The 21,500-nt window shown below is 38.0% G+C and carries 9 protein-coding genes, 2 tRNA genes and 3 pseudogenes; 7 read left to right on the top strand and 7 right to left on the bottom strand.

Annotated elements, in window-relative coordinates; translation table 11 throughout:
• Positions 1-16 precede the first annotated feature (16 nt).
• Positions 17-217 carry a hypothetical protein gene (locus ACFILA_RS07675; protein WP_375660932.1) on the top strand — a complete coding sequence of 67 codons (201 nt, stop codon included), beginning with the start codon at positions 17-19 and terminating at the stop codon, positions 215-217.
• A 23-nt stretch (positions 218-240) separates the two neighbouring features.
• On the opposite strand, the gene ACFILA_RS07670 is transcribed toward ACFILA_RS07675, so the two are convergent.
• The 3 genes from ACFILA_RS07670 to ACFILA_RS07660 form a co-directional block, all read right to left on the bottom strand.
• On the bottom strand, positions 241-3,171 hold the full coding sequence (locus ACFILA_RS07670) for an autotransporter outer membrane beta-barrel domain-containing protein (protein WP_375660931.1): 2,931 nt from the start codon (positions 3,169-3,171) through the stop codon (positions 241-243).
• A gap of 1,172 nt (positions 3,172-4,343) precedes the next feature.
• Positions 4,344-7,379 (bottom strand): autotransporter outer membrane beta-barrel domain-containing protein, encoded by a 3,036-nt coding sequence (locus ACFILA_RS07665; protein WP_375660930.1) that lies wholly within the window; start codon positions 7,377-7,379, stop codon positions 4,344-4,346.
• Positions 7,380-8,054: 675 nt separating this feature from the next.
• The gene (locus tag ACFILA_RS07660; protein ID WP_375660929.1) at positions 8,055-13,817 is read right to left on the bottom strand and encodes an autotransporter outer membrane beta-barrel domain-containing protein; all 5,763 of its coding nucleotides are present in this window, start codon (positions 13,815-13,817) and stop codon (positions 8,055-8,057) included.
• A gap of 199 nt (positions 13,818-14,016) precedes the next feature.
• On the opposite strand from ACFILA_RS07660, the gene ACFILA_RS07655 reads away from it, so the two are divergent.
• The 5 genes from ACFILA_RS07655 (at position 14,017) to ACFILA_RS07635 (ending at position 17,863) form a co-directional block, all read left to right on the top strand.
• On the top strand, positions 14,017-14,967 hold the full coding sequence (locus ACFILA_RS07655) for a siderophore ABC transporter substrate-binding protein (RefSeq protein ID WP_375660928.1): 951 nt from the start codon (positions 14,017-14,019) through the stop codon (positions 14,965-14,967).
• Positions 14,968-15,070: 103 nt separating this feature from the next.
• Entirely contained in the window at positions 15,071-16,027 is a 957-nt protein-coding gene (locus ACFILA_RS07650) for an iron chelate uptake ABC transporter family permease subunit (protein ID WP_273791483.1), read from the top strand.
• Positions 16,028-16,094: 67 nt separating this feature from the next.
• A complete protein-coding gene (locus ACFILA_RS07645; RefSeq protein ID WP_375660927.1) occupies positions 16,095-16,970 on the top strand; it encodes an iron chelate uptake ABC transporter family permease subunit in 876 nt (291 codons plus the stop codon).
• Positions 16,967-17,725 carry an ABC transporter ATP-binding protein gene (locus ACFILA_RS07640; RefSeq protein WP_375623948.1) on the top strand — a complete coding sequence of 253 codons (759 nt, stop codon included), beginning with the start codon at positions 16,967-16,969 and terminating at the stop codon, positions 17,723-17,725. The genes ACFILA_RS07645 and ACFILA_RS07640 overlap by 4 nt, the downstream gene beginning before the upstream one ends.
• Before the next feature lie 64 nt (positions 17,726-17,789).
• Positions 17,790-17,863: transfer RNA gene (locus ACFILA_RS07635), tRNA-Gln, on the top strand.
• A gap of 155 nt (positions 17,864-18,018) precedes the next feature.
• Here ACFILA_RS07635 and ACFILA_RS07630 read toward each other — a convergent pair.
• From ACFILA_RS07630 to ACFILA_RS07620, 3 genes and pseudogenes are all read right to left on the bottom strand, one after another.
• A pseudogene (locus tag ACFILA_RS07630) lies at positions 18,019-18,219 on the bottom strand (DNA adenine methylase); the annotation flags it as partial.
• Between the two features lie 1,666 nt (positions 18,220-19,885).
• Positions 19,886-20,077, bottom strand: a pseudogene (locus ACFILA_RS07625) (glyoxalase); the annotation flags it as partial.
• Between the two features lie 27 nt (positions 20,078-20,104).
• Positions 20,105-20,275, bottom strand: a complete 171-nt coding sequence (locus tag ACFILA_RS07620; protein WP_375643604.1) for a hypothetical protein — start codon at positions 20,273-20,275, stop codon at positions 20,105-20,107.
• Positions 20,276-20,535: 260 nt separating this feature from the next.
• On the opposite strand from ACFILA_RS07620, the gene ACFILA_RS07615 reads away from it, so the two are divergent.
• Positions 20,536-20,609, top strand: a tRNA-Gln gene (locus tag ACFILA_RS07615).
• Between the two features lie 496 nt (positions 20,610-21,105).
• Here ACFILA_RS07615 and ACFILA_RS07610 read toward each other — a convergent pair.
• A pseudogene (locus ACFILA_RS07610) lies at positions 21,106-21,500 on the bottom strand (late control protein); the annotation flags it as partial.

Here is a 21,500-nt window from a genome sequence, read left to right as displayed (position 1 = left end):
ATTCTACCCCAAAGCGATGGTTTCAAGAGAATTTAATAAAAATACACTCAAAGAAGAAAAACAGCATAAAAAGCGAAAACTGCAAACCAGAAAGCCTTATCTTGTTTCTAAAAAGAAACAAACTCGCTCATGCAAAAAAAACATTTTTTTAAAAAGCTTATTTAAAAAGTTGCAAACAAATAATAAAAAGCCACAAGCTATGCTTGTGGCTTTTTAAACAACTTACCCCAAGATGATCACCTAAAAACGATAGCGCAATCCACCAGAAAAACTGATTCCAGAAAAACCACCTTTGCTCAACTTATGCTGATAAACCAAATCACCATGAAGCGCAAATTTTTGAGACAAGCGAGCATTAAGACCTAATCCAGCCTCTAGAGAAGAACCAAAAGCCCCTAATTGGAAAGAATCTTTAAAGCGCACAGCTCTTTCTTTGCCAAAATCATGGGCAAAATGAATCTTTCCATAGAAAGAAACATCACGATCTTTTTCAGGTGCAGTAAGAGTCTTCATCAAACGACCACCCACACGCACCATCAATTGATCAAGTTTATCCATCTCAATATTAAAATTATCAATATCGCGGGCCTCATTAAATTGAAGATGTTGATAAACAACCTGAACCTGTGGATCAAAAACAACACCTTCATATCCTGTGGCAATTTTCTGACCACTCATCAAGGAAACACTTAAAGGGTTACCCTTCAATGTTGCAGTCTTACCCCGTGCAGTTGTCAGAACATCTCCCTTAAACAGACCATAGGATAAAAGACCATCAACATAGAATCCTGCATCATGCTGCATACTGCCATAGACTGTAGCAGTCCATTTATCAAATGTACTTTTTTGGCTTTGTGCAACATCTCGAGGCTGTAGAGAAAGCTTTCCATAAGACCCCATAACCCCAAAGGATATAGCACTGTCAACATTTTCAATTTTTTGTAGCAAAACACCTGTCTCTAGCGCATAGTACCCTAGATCTCCCCCATAACCATATTTAAGCGCAGATAAATCTGAGACATAACGATAACTTCCACCATAGCCACGCAAAAATGAAGCAGAATTTTCACGAATTTCCAACATTCCACTAGGATGAGTCCGTACTATCTCCAACTGCTTGTTTTGATTGCTGATATCCATTAAACCAGCATGGAATAAACTATTTGGCAAAAGCAGATAAGTTGGTACCTGAGGAACAACAGATCTCACACCTCGTCCAGATGGGAAAACATTTTCAATCTTAGAAAGACTATCCGCAAAAGACGCCGGAACAACATCACCAGAAGACGCCGGAACAACATCCGCAGAAGACACCGAAACAACATCACCAGAAGATGCTGGGACAATATCCGCAGAAGACACCGGAACAACATCCTCAGAAGATGCTGGAACAACATCCTCAGAAGATGCTGGAACAATATCCTCAGAAGATTCTGGAACAACATCCTCAAAAGAAGCATATGCAGGAAGTGTACGTTTAGAAACCATAGGAGTTTCTCTATAATCAGCAGATGTTTGAACATATTCATTTTCTAAACGAAAATTCCAAAATGCTCCTCCGTTCAAAGCAAATCTCTGTTTAACATGCTCCTCCCCTCTAGTAGCACTTGGGCCATAAGACCGAAGAACATATTTATAAGGCGCGCCATCCAATGCAACATACTGTCCATTCAGTTGAAAAGAGTCATACGATGCATCTCCATAAACTTGAATAATTGAAACACTATGCGCTTTTTTGTTTTTTTCTTCTAAACCTCCCGCAACCCCTTGTATATGGACTATAGTTTTTCCCAAAACATCTCCATGAATGAGGAGCCGATCCGTTACTTGATTACCACTTGTATCATTAGGATTTAAACGTGCATTCAAATGAATCCAAGCGCCACTCAAACCCTTATAAACAATACCTGTTCCTTTTCCAATATAAAGCGTTTGATATGCATGATCAGTACTGGACTTTGGTTTTTTAAAAATAATAGAACTATTAGAAAGACTTACCGATGAAATAAACGCAACACCTCTATAATTAGGATCTTCTAATTTTTTATGTCTTGGTTGCAATAAAACCCACTGTGAATTATTTTTCAAGTCAAGATCAACTGTAGAACTATTATCAACCTGAGTTTGACCGACAAGTGCAGAAGCATCAGCAACAACCTTTATAGAAGAGTTACTATCAGTCTTCAGCAACAAATCTCCAAAAAGCTTTGTTTCCTTTAAAGATATATAAGACTTTCCAGATTTACTGCTGTAAAGAGCTATACTATCTGGAACTACAAAATGCGTCTTTTTCAAATCAACACGCGATAATTTTCCCTTTGAAGAGCCCTCTGATACAGCCTCACCTTCAAAGTGCACACCATAAAATGTATGACCCTTCACTGTAATATTGGAATCTCCAATATCAACCTGAGGGTCTTCATTTCCCTGCAATAAAAGCCCATGAGCATCAGTAACATCAATAGAACCTTTCACAAACAGAATATAACCATCTTTAAATACATGAAAGGCAGCATTATCACTCTGACGACCTACATCCAGCCCCTGCCCCCCCTTGCCAGTACTACCTTTTCCGGTAATAGAGACACCCTCTAAAATAAAATATCCTTTTTCTCCTGCTTTAACCCCAACACTCCCTAAGCTAATTTTCGTATTCGTTAAATCAACTCTACTTTGAGATTTTCCTCCAGCAACAGCCCCCACTTTGATTGCATCAATTGATCCACCAGACATTACGATGAATCCACCTTGAGCTTCCACCCCCACTAAAACCCCACTCAACGTGGAATCGCTCAGAAAGACGTCCGCCTTTTCTGATACCTTTACTCCATATTTCCAAAAATTGTTTTCCGAGTTATTCTTTTCATCCAAAATATCCTTAACAGTTATATTCTTGCCACGAATAATTGTATTTTCCTTAGATACCTCCATGGCTCCATGAACACCATTAACATTTTTATCCGTCAAAGAATAAACTTTATTATTAATTTCATGATTTCCACCATCATCACACTGATAAAATACTGCATTCTGATCACATGAAGATTGCTTTTTTCCAGAGGAAACTTGAGCTGCAGCATTGTGTGCAAAAACATCAACATTGTGTGTCAAAAATAGGATTGCCGTTGTAAAAGTATATAAGGAGAAACGATTTTTAAATAGATTGACCATAATTACACCATAATTCTGCCCCATTATAGAGCAATACATAACGTATTAAAAACTTAACCAGAAAATTTAATACGTTTTGGTTTAAAGATGGAGAACCTATTAATATTTTTTGTGTTTTATGTAAATATGAAATTAAAAAATTACTCGAAAATACAATCTAAATCTGTTGCTTTTACAAATAATTTGCAAAATATAACTGAAAAACGACAGAAAAATCACCTTTAAAGTTGTTATTCAAAAACACCCTTAATCAATTGACATGCATTAAAAACACCTACTTTAACTGCTGTCTAATCACCCCCCAGAGCTGACATAATCAACATCCTCACGATAGATTTTATATTGAAACAATATGTACTTTGTAAGCAGACAAAACATATGCCAAAATTGAGAAACAAGAGTTTACATATGCATTTTTAGGCAATATTCATGGCAAGATAGCCTAATAAAGGGTAAGGACATGTAAAAATCAGTTCCGATTTTACTATCTCCTTTTAATTCAACTTTACAACAGTCGAAAGCATTCAGAGCCGTACTTTTAAAAAGTGAAGATGACACATGACTTCATCCTGTTATTTATCGAATTCCTTTGAAGAAAACATATTTTCCAAAACAATATATCATTATGTTTCTCATTCACCAATTTTCTCAGATATATCTCATTATTTCCATCCCCATTTCACAACGACAGCGGATATAATATAAAGTTCATCGGATACAGTCCTCATCGCGCCTGAGTAGCATCTTTGTCTTTGCCAATTTCTAATATTGTAAATCATCTCCTCTTAATATAATTCCCCAAATTATATTGACTCCTTTCTTAAATGATTATCCACCTGCCAATTTTACATATAATAGACAAAGGAATGCTTTTTATGGATTCATCATAAGAGCATTGAAAATATTTCAGCACCCTAAATTAAAAATATCTTTATAAATCAAAACATTATAAATGATATAATAATCACTCTGAAATACGCGTTTTGAAACAATAACGTACAAGCCTTCAGACTTTTCAAAAAAATGAAAGAAGTCCAACCTAAAAGCATATTAAAGATATGCAAAGTCACACTCTCGTAAAAATGCTATAACACAAGATGAATAGAGAATGAGAAAAAGCCACAAGTACAACTTGTGGCTTTTTGAAAGATTAATCAAAAACAGGAACAACACTAGAAATGATAACGCAATCCACCTGAAAAACTCGTTCCAGAAAAACCAGCTTTCGTTAGTTTGTGCTGATAAACCAAATCGCCGTAAAGCGCAAATTTTTGAGACAATTGGGCATTAAAACCTAACCCAGTTTCTAATGAAGAACCAAAAGCACCTAGCTGAAAAGCATCTTTAAAATGCACAAATTGTTTTCCTTCAAAACCATGAGCAAGATGAAGCTTGCCATAGAAAGAAATAACTTGAGCCTCATCAGTAGCGACCAGCCTCTTTGTTAAACGCCCCCCAACACGCCCTATCCATTGATGAAGCTTTCCTAAATCAATATCAAAGCCGTCCACATCACGCACCTTATTAAATTGAAGATATTGATAAACAACCTGAACTTGAGGATCAAAAACAAAACCGTCCTCTCCTACCATAAATGTTTTACCAGCAGTCAATGAAGCACTTAAAGGATTTCCCTTTAATGTTGCCGTCTTGCCCCGTGCGGTTGTTAGAACATCACCCTTAAAAAACCCATAAGACACAAGACCATCAACGTAAAAACCCGCATCATGCTGCATACCACCATATGCTGTAACTGACCATTTATCAAATGTACTTTTTTGACTCTGCTCAACATTCAAAGGTTGCAAAGAAAATCTCTCGTAAGCCCCGATAATTCCAAAAGAAGTGGAACCATACGTATTTTCGATTGCTTTCAGCAAAACACCAGCCTCTAGTGCATTATAATCAAACTCGCCGCCATAACCATATTCAAGCGCAGAAAGATTTGAAGTATAACGATGATTGCCGCCATAACCGCTCACAAAAAAGAAAGGATTTTCACGACTTTCTAATAAGCCCCCAGAAGCAATTCGCAAAGCTTCTAATCGCTTATTTTGATTGTTAACATTCATCAAACCAATATGACGTAAGGCATTAGGCAAAAGGAGATAAGTCGGAACCTGCGGAACAACAGCCTTAACGCCCGGCTTAGGACGAGGATGAGGCTCCGGAGCTGGTTCTGGAAAAGGTTCTGGTCCTGGAATTGGGTCAGGATCTGGTTTAGGTTTAACATCAGAATCTATAGATCTACTTTCAAGGCGGAAATCCCAAAAATCTCCGTTCCCTTCAACTAATCTCTGATCCATACTTGCTTTTCCAAACTCAGATTCTGGACCATAACTATAAAGCTTATACTGATAAGGTAATGCGTTTAACACTACATAACCACCTTCCAACTGAAAAGAATCTTGCTTTGCTTCTCCAGAAACCTGAATGATTGAAATACCTTCAGCATTCCCCCCCTTTCCCGTATATCCTCCTGGACTTCCTGCAACTCCATGCACTTGGAGCTTTGTTTTTCCCGAAACATCACCATGAATTAAAACACGATCAGTCTTTTGATGATCAAGAGCACCACCACTATTCAGGTATGTATTAAGAGAAATAGAGGCACCGCCCTGTGCTTTATAAACTTCACCCTTTCCCTTTCCCACACGAAGGGTTTGATAATCATCAACAGAAGAAGATTCGTGTCTTTTAAAATTAATAGAGCTCTCATCCATAAGACTCACGAGTGAAATAGAAGAATCATGTGCAGCCTCGTGTTGATCTTTTTGCAACGGTTGTTGTAAAATCCATTGAGAATGACCTCCTAAATAAAGCTCAGCATTAGAATTTTTATCAACGTGTGTGCGACCCTCAAGAGTAGAAGCATCCGCCAAAACTGTTATAGAAGCACCTTCCTCAGCTTTTAATAAAAAATTCCCTGAACGAAGAGTGCTGTGTACCAACCCCACCGCACCAGAAATCATGTTTTTACCATAAAGAGCCGCATCGTCTAAAACAGAAAACTCTGTTTTATCCAAATTAACAACTTCTAATCGTGGTGGAACTTTTTCTTCCTCTGATGAAATTTCTTCTTTTTTATCCCCACCTTCACTCCATGGCTTCTCTCCCCGAAAATAGATACCATAAGATCCCTTACCATTTACGGTAACAGAAGAGGATTTCATATTAACTTCAGTCACAGGAATCTTTGAATCAGAATCCTCATTTGATAAATTTTTAACTTCCTGAAGAGGAATAGAATTAACTTTATTTTCTAATAATATGCCATGGACACCCCCACCAGTACTAACAATAGTACCCTCTAAATTAACAGCCCCCCCTAAATCCGTACGCAAAACCGCATGATTATCCGAATTTTTTTCTTTACCTTTCCCAGTAATTTTAACATTCTCGAGATTTACTTTTCCACCTAACATCGAAGAAATCCCATGGCTGTTCATAAAATCAACTGATCCACCTGACATCCAAATTTCTGAATGATCATAACTTAAAAGACTTGCATTCCCATTAGCGGTCTTAACTTTTGTATCTTCTAAAAGAACAAACGATTTCTCTGCTGCATCAACACCCTCATGGTTCTCCACAATCTTTCCATTTTTTACCTCAATCACGCCATTACTCGCACGAAGGGCTATAATTGTGCCTTTGATAATCGGATCTTCCAAAACAATCTTACCGTTCTCTAATACATGCACCCCCATTAGAAAAGTTTTATCAGCAACTTGACTACTAACCGTTACACCCTTCCCGCAAACTTCTGTACCTATTCCTTTCACCGTTATAGCAGTAACGCTCGACGGTTTCCCCCCACGTACAGCTTTATAAGACCGATTATCAATTTTGTCTTTTTCACAATTATCGCATATATAATATGCACCATCATGTAATATAAGCTTATTATTTTCATATATTTCACGGCCGTATACACCTTCTTTTTCCTCACTGTATCCACTGAAAAAGTTAGAAAAATTATCCCTAATAGGATATCCATCAACACTACTGATAAAATAACTGCTGTTTGGAACAGTGGGGGCAATTGGGACGACATAAACATCGGTCTCGATATTGCTAATACCATAAGAAGACGTACTATAATGCCCTTTAACACTTGCTTCAACCATTGCTCCATTTTGAAGCAAAGAGAGGATAGCGGTTGTACAAGCACATAAACATACATGATTTCTAAAAACTTTAATCATAGTTCCCTCGAAACTTTCCTTCCCCTCTCATTAAAAACAAAAGCACTTACAAAACACCCCATTGCACACCTCAAAAATACGAAAAGTGTAACAAAAGAACATGCCTCATGCTCATCTGAACTGTGCAATGAATTATCCCAATAAATTTGGCAAAAGCTCTACGCCAAAACCACCTATAAGAGAATAGTTACAAAACACACTTTATAAGTGTATAATGCATTCTGTATTTCGTGTAAAGAAAAAATAAAACCGGTGCGTGCAATTAATTAAAAACACAATCAAACCTTGTGAACTTTAAAAATTAATCCACAAGGAGATGAATGAAACAATGACTTAAATCAGTAGAAAACAAACGCTCAAAAACGAGCTTTAGAAAACATCAAATATTATATTAGATAATATCAATACAGTACCAAAAAGGATAACGTAACGCATACCGGTCTGCTGAACGCTTTAAAAGCCGATAAAAGCGAAGCACTCTATCGCATCAGTAGTAGCATAAATTTTAAGAAAATTCGCTTTAGCGGAGAAAAGTGCTCTCATGCATAAAACAAACTATGTCTTTTTTGCTTAATAAAGAAGACGAGATTTTTTAAGAACAACACAAGTTGTTATAAAGAGAAAAGGCAGCACAATGTGCTGCCTTTTCTAATAAGGTACATAGTGTACCTTATATTAAAACTGATAACGTACTCCTCCGGAAAAACTTGTTCCCGAAAAACCAACCTTATTAAGCTTATGTTGATAGAGAATATCAGCATGCAGAGAGAACTGTGGCAACAATTTGGCATTAAAACCTAATCCAGCCTCTATAGAGGAACCAAAAGCTCCTAACTTGAAAGCATCATTGAAATGCACAGACTGTTTTCCTTCAAAACCATGAGCAAGATAAAGCTTACCATAGAAAGCAATAGCATTCACGCCTTCAGAACCTGTAGGAATCTTGGTTAAGCGTCCACCAACACGTGCTACCCACTGATTAAGGTTACCCATTTCAATATCAAAATTGTCAATATCACGAGCTTTATTAAACTGGAGATGTTGATACACAACCTGAACCTGCGGATCAAAGACAAAACCCTTATATCCTGTCGCAATTGTCTGACCACCAACTAAAGAAACACTCAAAGGATTACCTTTTAATGTTGCTGTTTTACCCCGTGCAAGGGTGAGAACATCGCCTTTGAACAGACCATAGGATAAAAGACCGTCGACATAGAAGCCAGCATTATGCTGCATGCTACCATATACCGTAGCAGTCCATTTATCAAATGCACTCTTCTGGCTTTGCTCAACATTCAAAGGCTGCAGAGAAAGTTTTCCATAAGTTCCCATAACGCCAAAGGATATAGCACTGTCAGCATTTTCAATAGTTTGCAGCAGAACACCTGCCTCTACACCATTATAACTAAGATCGCCGTCATAACCATATTCAAGTGCGGAAAGATCTGAAGCATAACGGTAACTTCCACCATAGCCGCGCAAGTATAAAGCGGGATTTTCACGAACCTCTACCATTCCTGTAGAAGTCATCCGCAACGTCTCCAATTGCTTATTTTGATTGCTAATATCCATCAAACCAGCGTGGAATACGCTATTAGGCAAGACAAGATAAGTTGGAACCTGTGGAACAACAGACCTTACAAATTGTTCAGGAAGGGCAGCAGATCCAACAGACTTAACATACTGATTTTCTAGACGGAAGTTCCAAAATTCTCCACCATCCTTAACAAATTTCTGCTGAACATGCTCCTGTTTCGAAGTCGCTTCTGGACCATAAGCACGAAGAGTATATTTGTAAGGTGAGTTTCTCAGTGCAACATAATTGCCATCGAGTTGGAAAGAGTCTTTCTTTGCTTGACCATAGACCTGAATAATTGAAACAGTATGAGCAATCTTGGCATTCGCTTTACCATCTCCTACATTGCCCGCATCACCTCGTACATGTATTTTTGTTTTTCCAGAAACATCACCATGAATTACAAGCCGATCAGTAACTTGCTGATCACTCGGATCACGAGGATTTAAACGTGCATTGAGATAAATTACAGCATCACCCTGTGCCGCATAAACTATTCCTTTCCCATTTCCAATATGGAGAGTCTGATATTTTCCTTCAGATTCCGAAGGTGCAAAATTAATAGCACTATTTACAAGACTTACAAAAGAAATACATGAATCCCCACATCCTAAATCTAGAGTACCTAAATTCTTCTGCGTACTTGTTTTTAGAATCCACTGTGAACTATTAGCCAAGTTTAATTTTGCATAAGAACTTTTATCAATCCGAACATCACCTTTAACAATAGAACTATCAACCGATACCGATATATTCGAACCATTCTCGGCTCTTAATAACAAGTCACCAGCAAGAGTTGTCTTATTTTCTAATGAAACATGACCAACAGAATTATTACCATAGATCGCTATACCATTTGCAACTTCAAAATCAGTTTTTTTCAACGAAATTGCCCCTGTTACACCTATAGGTGTTTTCTCCTGTTTGGATACAGTACTCCGCTTAACAACATTTGTTTTCTGAGTTGCTAAATCCTTACTTCGATTTTGTTGACTCTCTTCTTTCTGTATTAGTCCATCAAAATATATGCCGTAGACTCCGTCACCTTCCACCCTAACAGTTGAAGACTCGATATTTGCATGATTCATCGTAGGACGAACCTCAGAGGATCTCCTTCCCCTAGAAGAGCCTGTCTCAACCACTTGATCATCAGACTTCATAATCCACAAAGCATGAGCATCAGTCACAATACTCCCATTCTTAAAAACAACAGAAGCATTATCACTCAACAGCAAAGCTGCACGCCCAAAGTTATCTGCAAAATCTAACTTACCTTGTCCTTTTTTCGCAGTAATATTAACTTTGTCTAACTCAACGCTTCCCCCAGCTTCGGACCTCACAGCCACTCCCTTTTCCAAAGTAATAGCCCCAGAGTCCATAGACACCTTACCAGCCTGACTTACCAAACCAGCCACAGCCAAATCCCCCGTCACGTTAATTCTCGTATCCTTTAAATTAACAGATGATCCAGAACCCGCCAAAGCGCCCACATAATGCGCATTAACTGATCCACCAGTCATCATAACCTTTCCACCATTTTGAGCTTCAAGCCCAATTACAGAAGATGTAATTGTTGAGTTTTTTTCCAAAACAACTTTTGCATTGTCTTCTGCAAGAACAGCACTCACAGCCTGTAATTTAGTAAGATCAACATTGCTTTTGTTATCATCCCCCCCCATAATTGTAGCATTCTCTAACTTAATAACTGTATTTTCATTCTGTGCATGCATAGAATGTTGAGTTTTATCCTTTGCTTTCAGTGTAAGATTTGTCACTGTATGTGATTTACCATCACTACACGAATAAGGAGTTTGCGCCCCCTTCTCACCATTATCCTGTGTGGCATCACATGTAGAAGAAACCGTTTCCTTACCAGGATTATTAAGCAAAAGAATACGTCCAACAGCTCCTCCAGAAGAGGCAACAGGTTTTACAGAAATCTCAGAAGTAGAATGCTTCATGGAAGCAGTTGAATTTAGACTAGAAGATGCAGCAGGTGTTACAGAAACCTTAGAAGAAGGCTTTCTGGAAGCTGCTGATTTTATAGATGGAAGCCTATTCGATATAGTGTGCCCAGATGATACAGAAATCCCATCTGTCGATATCACAGAAATCTTACCTCGATCAGATCTCGCAGCTGAATCAGCTCCTGAAGGCATTAAATTTAACGAACTTCTATCTCTAGATGAAGGAGATGAAACAGTATATACGCTATACTCAGATGTCTCAGATCTTGCAAGATTAGCAGATGCCCCCTCCTGAGATGCAGCAGAAACAACAGGAGACGTAGTAGAAGAAGGAACAGACGTTACAGTTTCAGATGTTCCAGCCCTCCTCAGATCAGTAGATGCGCCCCCCTCAGATACAGTAGAAGTAACAGAAGACGTAGTAGAAGAAGAAAGAGACGTTACAGCTGCAGATGTTCCAGCACTCCCCGGATCAGTAGGTGCGCCCTCCTCAGATACAGCAGAAATAACAGAAGACGTAGTAGGAGAAGAAAGAGACGTTACAGCTTCAGATTCTCCAATCTCTACGTATCTATCATATCCGCCGTCTGTACAATCTGCCTCCTCTGTCTCAGAACTCCTAAGTAATGCAGAGGTTTCATTCGCATCAGAAGTAATAACTTGATTAGGTAGTCTAGCTTCAGAAGTTTCAGATGGAAGATTTGATCCTACAGCAGAATTATCTACCTCACTTCCCACAGTTGCACGAGATGGCGCGGAAGAAGTCTTTACTCTCGCCCTCTCCCTATTGTCACCTACGAAAGAAAGAGAATTACGCTCATAAGGCAATTGTTTATCTTCTAAACGAAAATCCCAAACACTTCTACTATTTTTAATTAATGTATTATCGAAATACTGCATTTTCGAAGGAATAGCTGGACCATAAGCACGAAGAACATACTGATAAGGTAAACCGCCTATCGTAACATACTCACCATTCAGTTTAAAAGAATCTTCGCTCGCCTCCCCATAAACCTGAATAATTGAAATACTCTGAGGTTTATAAGCTTTAGCACTCCGACCTCGCCGACCCTCACCATTTGGTTTCAGTGTAAGCACATGCACCTTAGTTTGACCAGAAACATCACCATGAATTAAAAGCCTACCAGATAGTTGAGAATCCTCTGATGCACCAGCCTGCGCAAATGCAACGAAATAAATATAAGAATCCCCAGAAGCGGTGTAAACTGTGCCTTTCCCATTTCCTATCCGAAGCATTGGATAACTATAATCTTGTGGATTCTCCTCATCTCCTAAAGGCACAAGCCCAATATCAGAATTGTTAAGTTTTACAAATGAAACACATGAATCCTCACACCCCCTATCTTGAGGCTTTCCAAATTTATTTTTCGTTACATGCCACTGCGATCCATTGAATAAAAAAATCTTACCCTGAGAACCTTTTTCAACATAAGCTTCACCGCTAACTATAGAATCATTAACAAAAACCGACACTTCAGACGTAGCTTCAGCTCGTAAGAATGAATTACCAGACACTTGCGATGCGCTATCTATAAGGACAGAGCCTCTCATATTCTTACCTAAAATGGCTGTACCATCTGGAACCTTAAGAGTAGTGCCGTGCAAAAAAACTAAAGACTCCTTATTTTGTAATTGATTACTTTTTAATTGGCTCTGTTCTGAATTATCGGATTGATTATCAAAATATACGCCTGTAGACGTTTGACCACTCAAGTTAATAGTTGAAGATTTTACAGAAGCCCTAATTCTAAAGTCCACTTCATCGGTTCTTTCTTCACCGACTTCTGTCCTTGTCTTTTGGCCTAAAATTTTGGGTATAAGATAGCTAGCATATTCCGAAGAAGCAAGAAACTCGCTACTAGGATCATCTATTTCAATACGCCTCACTCTTGTATCATTATTTCCTTGAACATTGTTAGAATCTCCATCATCATTGTCAAAGACCCATACACCAACAGAATCTGAATGATTAATGTTTCCATTTTTAAAGGAAATAAAACCTCCATCTGTAAATAAAAAGCTACTCAATCCCTGTCCTGCAGCGCCAGATTTGCTGCGATCAATTGTAACATTAACTTTATCTAATTGAATGATTCCGCCGTTTTCTGCCACAACTACAGATCCACCTGTCGGGACAATAACCTTCCCTGATTTCATATCTATTACTGTTCCATTGCTGGCACGCAAACCCATTACCTCTTTTTCCTCTTCATCATTCCCCCCCTGTGAACCTGACACAGTAATCGTTGTATTATTCAACAGAATAAGTGATTCATGCGCAGCCTCAACACCCATATTTGCACTAGAGATTGTCCCTCCTGTTATAATGGCCTTTCCACCAAATAAAGCGTAAATCCCAGTGTCAAAATCATGAATCGATGAGTTTTGCAATTTGACCACTCCATCTTGTGATGCAAATACAGCGCTCCCATACTGTGGTTTAACCGACACAGTCTCTGAACCAGGTTTATTCTTAAGAGATGAAGAGTTCAATTCAATAATTGTCGGTTCAGTAGCTTCTTCTGGTCCTGCAACATCATCTTCTCCATCAACACCAATCCATCCCGCTGTTACAGCAGTATCACCCTTCTTCTGCACCACAATCGTACTATTACGTATTGAGTGTTTTTTTCTATCACTACAAACAATAGGTGATAAAGGGTTCGTCTCCTCTCTATTATCCGCTACATTACATGCATTGGCACTACCACCAACGCCCTGTGGGACACCGCCAACACCACCAGGAACACCACCAGAAACACCACCAGGAACACCACTACTCGCTATAGAAGCATCAACACCTTGTAAAAGGAAAAGAGCGCTCGCTGTCAGTGCGTACAAACGTGTACGCTTTTTAAATACATTGATCATATGTCAAACTTTCTAAATAATGTTGCAAAAACACTAGAATTAAGTGAAAATGAGGTAAGTGAACAATTTGTAACATATGTAAGTCAACTTTACAACATAGTGTTATTTATTTACGCTTCATTTTGTGCATAAAGATACCTAAGTTAAGGTTTTTAATTGCACAACCCCTTGTAATATCAGATAAAAGGATAAAATCACGATGATAAAATATATGAAATGGATGACTTCTGTTTTACTGGTTGCCATCAGCTTTGCAACGGTTTTGTGGACTCATACGAGTATTGCAAATACCAGTACCCAGACAAATGTAACGATTGATCATGTTTCAGGCACGACTTCTGTTCCCGCTTCTCCGCAAAAGGTTGTTGTGTTTGATCTTGCTTCGCTAGATAATATGAATCGCCTTGGTATCAAAGCCGTTATCGGCCTTCCCGAAGGAAAAAAACCTTCCTATCTGCAACAATTTAATGATGAAAAATATGAAAGAATTGGAACCGTTTTTGAACCAGATTATGAAAAAATTGCCACTCTTCAACCCGATTTGATTATTATTTCCTCCAGAACTCAAGCAAAATATAAAGATTTATCCAAAATAGCTCCAACAATTGATCTAACAGTAGAAAACGAAAATTCTCTTGAAGATATTAAACGAAATGTGTCTATCCTTGGAAAAATTTTTGGCAAAACACAAGAAGCAGAAAAGGAAATTGCAAAACTCAATGAAGCTTTTGCTGAAGTCCGTAAAAATACCAAAGGAAAAGGCACTGGGCTCATACTCATGACTTCTGGTGGAAAAATCAGTGCTTTCGGACCAAAATCACGTTTCGATATTTTTCACTCCGCTTTTGGAATTGCCCCTGCAACCGATAAACTTACCGTGCAAAAACATGGACAACTCATTTCTCCTGAATTCATTCTTGAAACCAATCCTGATTGGTTGTTAGTGATTGATCGCGATGCAGCCATTGGACGGGAAGGACAATCCGCAGCACAATTGCTCAACAATGAGCTTGTTCACCGCACAACAGCGAGCAAACAAAACCAAATTATTTATTTGGACTCTTGGAGCTGGTATCGTGCAAATGGTGGTTTAACGGCACTCATTGAAACCGCACAGCAGATCAATGAAGCCTTTACAAAGAGCAAATAAGCGTACAAAAGAGCTTGCTTGCTATATAAATAAAATTTAAAAGCAGAGGTTGTTTATTAAGCAGTCTTTGCTTTTTTTAGATTTTGTTAGAAAATGATTTAACGTGAAGAATTACTGGATAACCATAACACTTCTAATTTTCCTGTCGATCCTCAGCATTTTTGTTGGTTATTCTGATGTCACACCTTCTGACCTATTCGCAGCCGATCCCCATGCGTGGCTTATTTTTTGGCAAACACGTCTTCCTCGTACCATTGCAATCCTTTTAGTAGGCGCAGCACTTGCACTTTCAGGTATGATTATGCAACTATTGACACGCAATCGCTTTGTCGAGCCATCAACCACGGGAACCATTGAATCTGCTTCCCTTGGCATTCTTTTTATTATGATTTTTTTACCCGATATCCCTGTTTTAGGAAAAATGGTCGTTGCGACAATTTTTGCCATGGCAGGCACTTTACTTTTTATGTTTTTATTGCGACGCATTCCTCTAAAATCTGCTCTCATTGTACCCCTTACAGGGATTATGCTAAGCTATATTATTGGCTCTTTAACCAATGCCATTGCAGATTATGAAATGTTACTCCCTTCTCTTCAAGCTTACTTATTTGGCAGTTTTGCGATGGTTCTTGAAGGAAAATATGAACTCTTATGGTTATCCCTTCCCCTTTGTATTCTGGCCTATTGTACTGCTGATCGCTTTACGGTTGCAAGTTTGGGAGAAGATTTAACCAATAACCTTGGATTGAATTATCGTGTTGTCATGTTTTTTGGTCTTTTTATTGTCGCCTCAATCACTGCTGTTGTTGTCTGTACCATTGGCCGTATTCCTTTTGTTGGATTGATTATTCCAAATATTGTTTCAAGTTTCATGGGAGATAATATGCGCTATACCGCTCCTTGGGTAGCCATCAGCGGTGCAGGATTGGTCTTGATTTGTGATCTTTTAGGACGAATAATTCATCCCTCTCTTGAAATTCCCATCAGCACCATAATGGGTGTAATCGGTAGTTTTATTTTTATGATACTGCTTTTACGCTGGAGAAAGCGTCTTGGATAAAAGAAGAAAAACAATATGTGTACTAACAACACTTATCATCATAGCATGCACTGTCATTAGTCTTTACATGACGTGGAATATCAATGTTTATACATGGAAATTTCGTCTTACAAAACTTTCCTCTCTGCTTCTTATTGCCTACGCAATAAGCGTTTCTACGGTTTTATTTCAAACAATCGTTAATAACCGTCTTCTTACCCCTTCAATTATGGGATTTGATCAGCTTTATATTTTAATAAAGACTGCCCTAATGTATTTTGTAGGCTCTCTTTCTTTGCCCTTTTTGAATGAAGAAGGACAGCTCGTTCTTGAAGCCCTCATTCTTATTCTTTTTTCAATAAGCCTTTTTCGCTGGCTCTTTTCAGGAAGCCTAAAAGGGCTTCATTTGACGCTTTTAATCGGTGTTGTTTTAGGCGGCTTTTTTTTCAGTTTACGGATGTTTATGCAATTGCAACTAAATCCAGACCAAATGATGAATTTAACGGATATTATGTTTGCAAATTTTAATAAATTCAATACACCATTAATAAGCTTTGCCACAATTATTGTCTTCATTGTGAGTCTGATTGGATGGCATTCCCGTCATCTTCTTGATATTTTGGCTTTGGGACGTGAAAATGCTCTTAATCTTGGCGTTAATTACCACAAAAGTGCGACAGCTGTCCTTATTTTTGTTTCCATTCTCGTTTCCATTTCTACCGCATTGGTAGGCCCCGTCACCTTTTTTGGACTGTTGGTTGCCAACCTTGCCTATGAACTTTCTCCTCAAGCAAAACACAGTATTGTTGTGCCGATTGCAATATTGTTAGCGATTATTTGTTTGGTGGGGGGACAATTTATTTTAGAACAAATTTTTCATATGGCAGGGCGTTTAAGTTTTATCATTGAGTTTTGTGGGGGTATTGTTTTCTTAATGTTACTGATGAAGGGAAAACTAAAATGATTGAGATCAATCATCTTTCCAAGGCTTACGGAGCACGATTGATTATCGATAATTTATGCCTTCATCTTCCAAAAGGAGGGATTATTTCTCTCATTGGGCCCAATGGTTCCGGAAAATCAACTCTTTTAATGCTGATAAGACGTCTTTTGCCACACCATAATGGTACAATTCATATCGACGGCTTTGATATTGATAAAATGCCCCACGATATTTTGGCTCAAAAACTCTCAATTCTGCGTCAAGAAAATCCTTTGTCTTTTCGCTTAACCGTGTACGATTTAGTAAGTTTCGGACGCTATCCTTATTCAAAAGGCTGGTATACACATGAAGATAAACAATTTATCGACAGTGCGCTACGCTATCTCGGCTTACAAGATTTAAAAGACCGTTTTTTAGATGAGCTTTCTGGCGGTCAGCGTCAACGCGCTTTTATAGCCATGGTTATCTGCCAAGACACTGATTATCTTCTCTTAGATGAACCATTAAACAATCTGGATATGAAACATGCCGTTTCTATGATGAAGCAATTACGCCGCACAGCTGATGAACTGAAAAAAACCATTCTTATTGTTATGCACGATATTAATTTTGCCTCATCTTACTCAGATATGATTGTTGCATTGAAAAATGGGAAAGCGGCCTATTGTGGGACTCCAAAAGAAATTATGCAACCAGAAATTCTTAAAGACATTTACGATGTCGATATTCAAATCAAAACAATTAATGACATCCCTATCGCTCTTTATTATCGATAATCATAAATATTTTTTGCGCTTGCATGCACTATAGAATCTGCTAGGGATAGTAAAATTGGCTTATTGGGGAATAGTTTAATGGTAGAACAGCGGACTTTGACTTCGTCAATCTTGGTTCGAATCCAAGTTCCCCAGCCAGTATTTAATGCCAGCCAGTATTTAATGATTGTAGCTTGTCATCGGGTTTTGTATAATTTGAAAGCAGGTTTTGCATCAATTTATTTTTTTCAAAGGATCTTCAAAAACGTCCACGGGTTATTTAAAATCCCTTTAATGCATATTTTTCTCTTCCTCTAAAAATTGCAATTTGAGATGATAAGCTCTTGAGCCGGTGCGGATTCTTTGAACCACATGTATAAGACTGTGCCAACCCCTTTTATCTTAAATTGGCTAAAGATTTTTCGGATCTGAGGCACATCATTGACTTTCCCTTTAATTGCACAAGCAAAGCAAACATCGTCTGGTAATCCTCTCGCAAATAAATCCTTTCCATAGTAATACACGTATATCTGGCTCTGTTTATGGCAATGCAAAATTAAACAATAAAAGTAAGTGTTGTTCCCCCAAAATGTGAGGTTTATGAAAACGAATAATATTATCAAGATTATGGATACAAACAAATAAATGACAGGCATGGAACGCCTTATCTAATAGCTATAAACCTATCTAAAGAGAATTCAAAAAAGAAAGCCGTGCCAATTGATATGACGCGGCTTTCAGATATTGATTATAAGATTCAAATGAATCATCCACAATGGAGTAATGAATGCATATATACAAAACGTATCATATTGCAAGTGCTCTATTAGAAATATGAAAACTTATCAAAAAAAACGTAAATGATAGCTATGATTTTGATATCATTCATTAGCATTATAGAATCTATAAACGCTTGGTAACTTTATCAATCCAATCAAAAGAAAATGCATCTTAAATGAATGTCTTCTCAATAAGGCTTTCATAAGTATCTTTTCATTTTGCACTCAAATGTAACTTCTTTGCAAATTAACCAGCTCAAATTTGAGTTGGCAAAATTAACCAATCCAATTTTGGAGGCATTATCTTTAGAATAGAGCCATCTTTAAACATTATAGCTTTTGACTCAAAATTGAATAAAATCCCATGCCTTAGATGTTACAATGGTTTTGAATTTTGCTGCCTCATCTTTTTTTCAATAGGTGCCCCCCAAATTTGGGGGGGAGCTCATTTGGTTTCGTATTTTTAAACTGTAACTTTTAAAACGTTTTTTGCTCGCTTGCTTGCGTTATATCATTAAAAGGTTTTCAGTTTCATAAGACATAACATTGTGATTTTCATTCTATATTGTGATGATAGTATCTATATAATGCCTGCCTATCATTTACTAACTTTTTAGTAAGCGTTTTTAAAAACGATCTTGTCTTTAAATTCTTTTATGCAATCTTTATGAACTCAATCCATAAGCTTATGATAGTTTCAAACGATTATTCCTTTTAAGGTTGCACTCCAATAAAGAGCAAAACACATCCCATTCTTAAACATATACAATTTATGTTATCGATAATTCCAAACGACTGAAATTTAAAACAATGTGATTTGTGCTGTGATAAAAACGTATCATAAAATTTATGACCTGTTATGAATGATAACCGCTTTTCATTTCATTTGAATGCACCCATGCGTTATAATATTTGCATCATGATTTGCTTTTTATGGTCTATTCATCCATGGCAATCTTATATAAAAAATGATCAATTCAAACATGCATAAAAGTATGGATTCTTAAGTGGGTTCATACAAAATAACTGCACTTAATATATTGATTTTATTAGTTTTTATGTACAATACCTTTTTAACTTCATAAAGATATCAATTTCCTTGTAAAGAATATTCCTCCCATTCCAACAAAAGACTCCACATAAGGCGATGAGGGATAGCTTCTATGATTTACAGGTACTGATCACTGGCCATGCAATAACGCCGACTGATGTCCAAGCCAATGAGACCGCCTGTGGGAACAGGCAAGTTGTGGGGCTGAATATAATGGAACAGCACCGAACGGATAAGCCACGCGTCGTAAGTAAGCCTCTTAGCGTGCATAGCTTATAGGTTTTTGAAACAGACAATTATTATAATTCAGGTATTATAATTCAGACGATTAAACATCGGATCTCAGGCTTTTTAATCCAGTGGACAAACACGAATAATGTGTCCGTCTGGATCTTTGATTAGGAAGGTACGTCCAAATACATCAGTATACGGTTCCTTCAAAACATTTATCTCAACAGTGGTTTGCTCTTTCCATTCCGCATAGAGCTTATCTACGTCCTCTCCCTTAGGCAACATAATGCCGATTTCTGAAAAACGAGGTGCATTTTCCTCAGGCGTATCGCCCCCAGATCAGAGAGCAAAGAGTGCATCCCCCGAAAAAGCAAATGCAACATAGCGTGGCAAAGTAAACACAGGTTCTTTCTTGAAGATGAATTTGTAAAAAGCGGTAGAATATTCTACATTTGAGACATATACCAACTGTAGGTTTGGGGGAACAGGATAAGTGGAAATATTACTCATTAATTCTCCATGATTTAGTAGCTGTCTTTTAACAAAGTATGCCTATATAGAGAATATTTCAACAAGAGTTTGTGATGCTTCCGTTCACGGTGTGCTCTATTTATATGTTTTTATTCGCTTATTGCTATATGCTAAAACATTGAGACCGCCACTACTGGGATTATAATGATATCCCTATCGCTCTTTATTATTGATAATCTAAAGATTTTTTGCACTTGCCTACACTATAGAATCTGCTAGAAATGGTAAAATTGGCTTATTGGGGAATAGTTTAATGGTAGAACAGCGGACTCTGACTCCGTCAATCTTGGTTCGAATCCAAGTTCCCCAGCCAGTTGTATGTATGTAGCTTGCCAGCTGTAGCTTGCCAGCGGTGTAGCTTGCCAGCAGGTTTTGTATATTTTGCCACTAGGTTTTGTACCAATTTATTTTTTTTCAAAGAGTTTTTAAGGGGTTCTCAAAGGGTCTTCAAAGACCTTTAAAAGGGTATTTAAAGCCCCTTTTTCTTTTCTACTCAAAATCGCAATTTGAGATGATCAATCAAATTGACTGATAATTTTTCTGTATCCTAAGCATACTATCAAAAAGAGAAAAAGCGTTTAAGCAATTCGGTCAACTTGACCGAATTCCTTTTCAGTATGCAATTGTGCAATGTTTTCATCATTACTCCTTTAAGGAATTGGGTAAACATTACCCTATTGCTGTACTCATGCAATTGGATCAACTTGATCCTATTGCTCTTTGAGCAATTGGTGCAAGTTGCACCTATTCCTTACCTCCACACCAAAGTGCGAACTTTTGATTTTGGTCTCAATACTCTTCAACACCGATCAAAGGTCAAGTTGACCCTTTGATTTTCTGTCTCTCCAAGGTTTATTTTCCTCTGCCTCTTTTCCCTTGTCTGGTGCCTCAAAGGTGATTTCTGTTGTGTATCCGCTTTGTTTTTCATAGCGGTGGGTAACGGTCGCGGCTTTCCATGGACCATTGATTTGCCCACGAAACCCTTGAAGGATGAGAGGTTGATCCGCCATGATTTCAGGGCGTCCCTCAAGGGTCAAAGAACCACTGCCTACAGCACGACACAACCTGTCCGACTCGGAAGCAGCAGCAGCTCGTGCTTCCTCCTCACAAGTGTAACAAGTCCGTAAACGCCGCACGGGACCGCTAAACCCTGTCTGATGTTTGACTTGGCATTGCTGCCCTTTTGAGCGATCAAAATAAGAAG

Source organism: Bartonella sp. CL71SXKL (assembly GCF_042194935.1).
Taxonomy (GTDB): domain Bacteria; phylum Pseudomonadota; class Alphaproteobacteria; order Rhizobiales; family Rhizobiaceae; genus Bartonella.
Note: the sequence above shows the minus strand (reverse complement) of the source record. Positions and strands in the feature narration are given on the sequence as shown.

What these genes read in the sequence shown, in the direction of transcription:
- ACFILA_RS07620 (WP_375643604.1), bottom strand. Translation starts at nt 20,275, where the DNA reads ATGAGTAATATTTCCACTTATCCTGTTCCCCCAAACCTACAGTTGGTA.
- ACFILA_RS07670 (WP_375660931.1), bottom strand. Translation starts at nt 3,171, where the DNA reads ATGGTCAATCTATTTAAAAATCGTTTCTCCTTATATACTTTTACAACG.
- ACFILA_RS07675 (WP_375660932.1), top strand. Translation starts at nt 17, where the DNA reads ATGGTTTCAAGAGAATTTAATAAAAATACACTCAAAGAAGAAAAACAG.
- ACFILA_RS07665 (WP_375660930.1), bottom strand. Translation starts at nt 7,379, where the DNA reads ATGATTAAAGTTTTTAGAAATCATGTATGTTTATGTGCTTGTACAACC.
- ACFILA_RS07660 (WP_375660929.1), bottom strand. Translation starts at nt 13,817, where the DNA reads ATGATCAATGTATTTAAAAAGCGTACACGTTTGTACGCACTGACAGCG.
- ACFILA_RS07655 (WP_375660928.1), top strand. Translation starts at nt 14,017, where the DNA reads ATGATAAAATATATGAAATGGATGACTTCTGTTTTACTGGTTGCCATC.
- ACFILA_RS07645 (WP_375660927.1), top strand. Translation starts at nt 16,095, where the DNA reads ATGACGTGGAATATCAATGTTTATACATGGAAATTTCGTCTTACAAAA.
- ACFILA_RS07640 (WP_375623948.1), top strand. Translation starts at nt 16,967, where the DNA reads ATGATTGAGATCAATCATCTTTCCAAGGCTTACGGAGCACGATTGATT.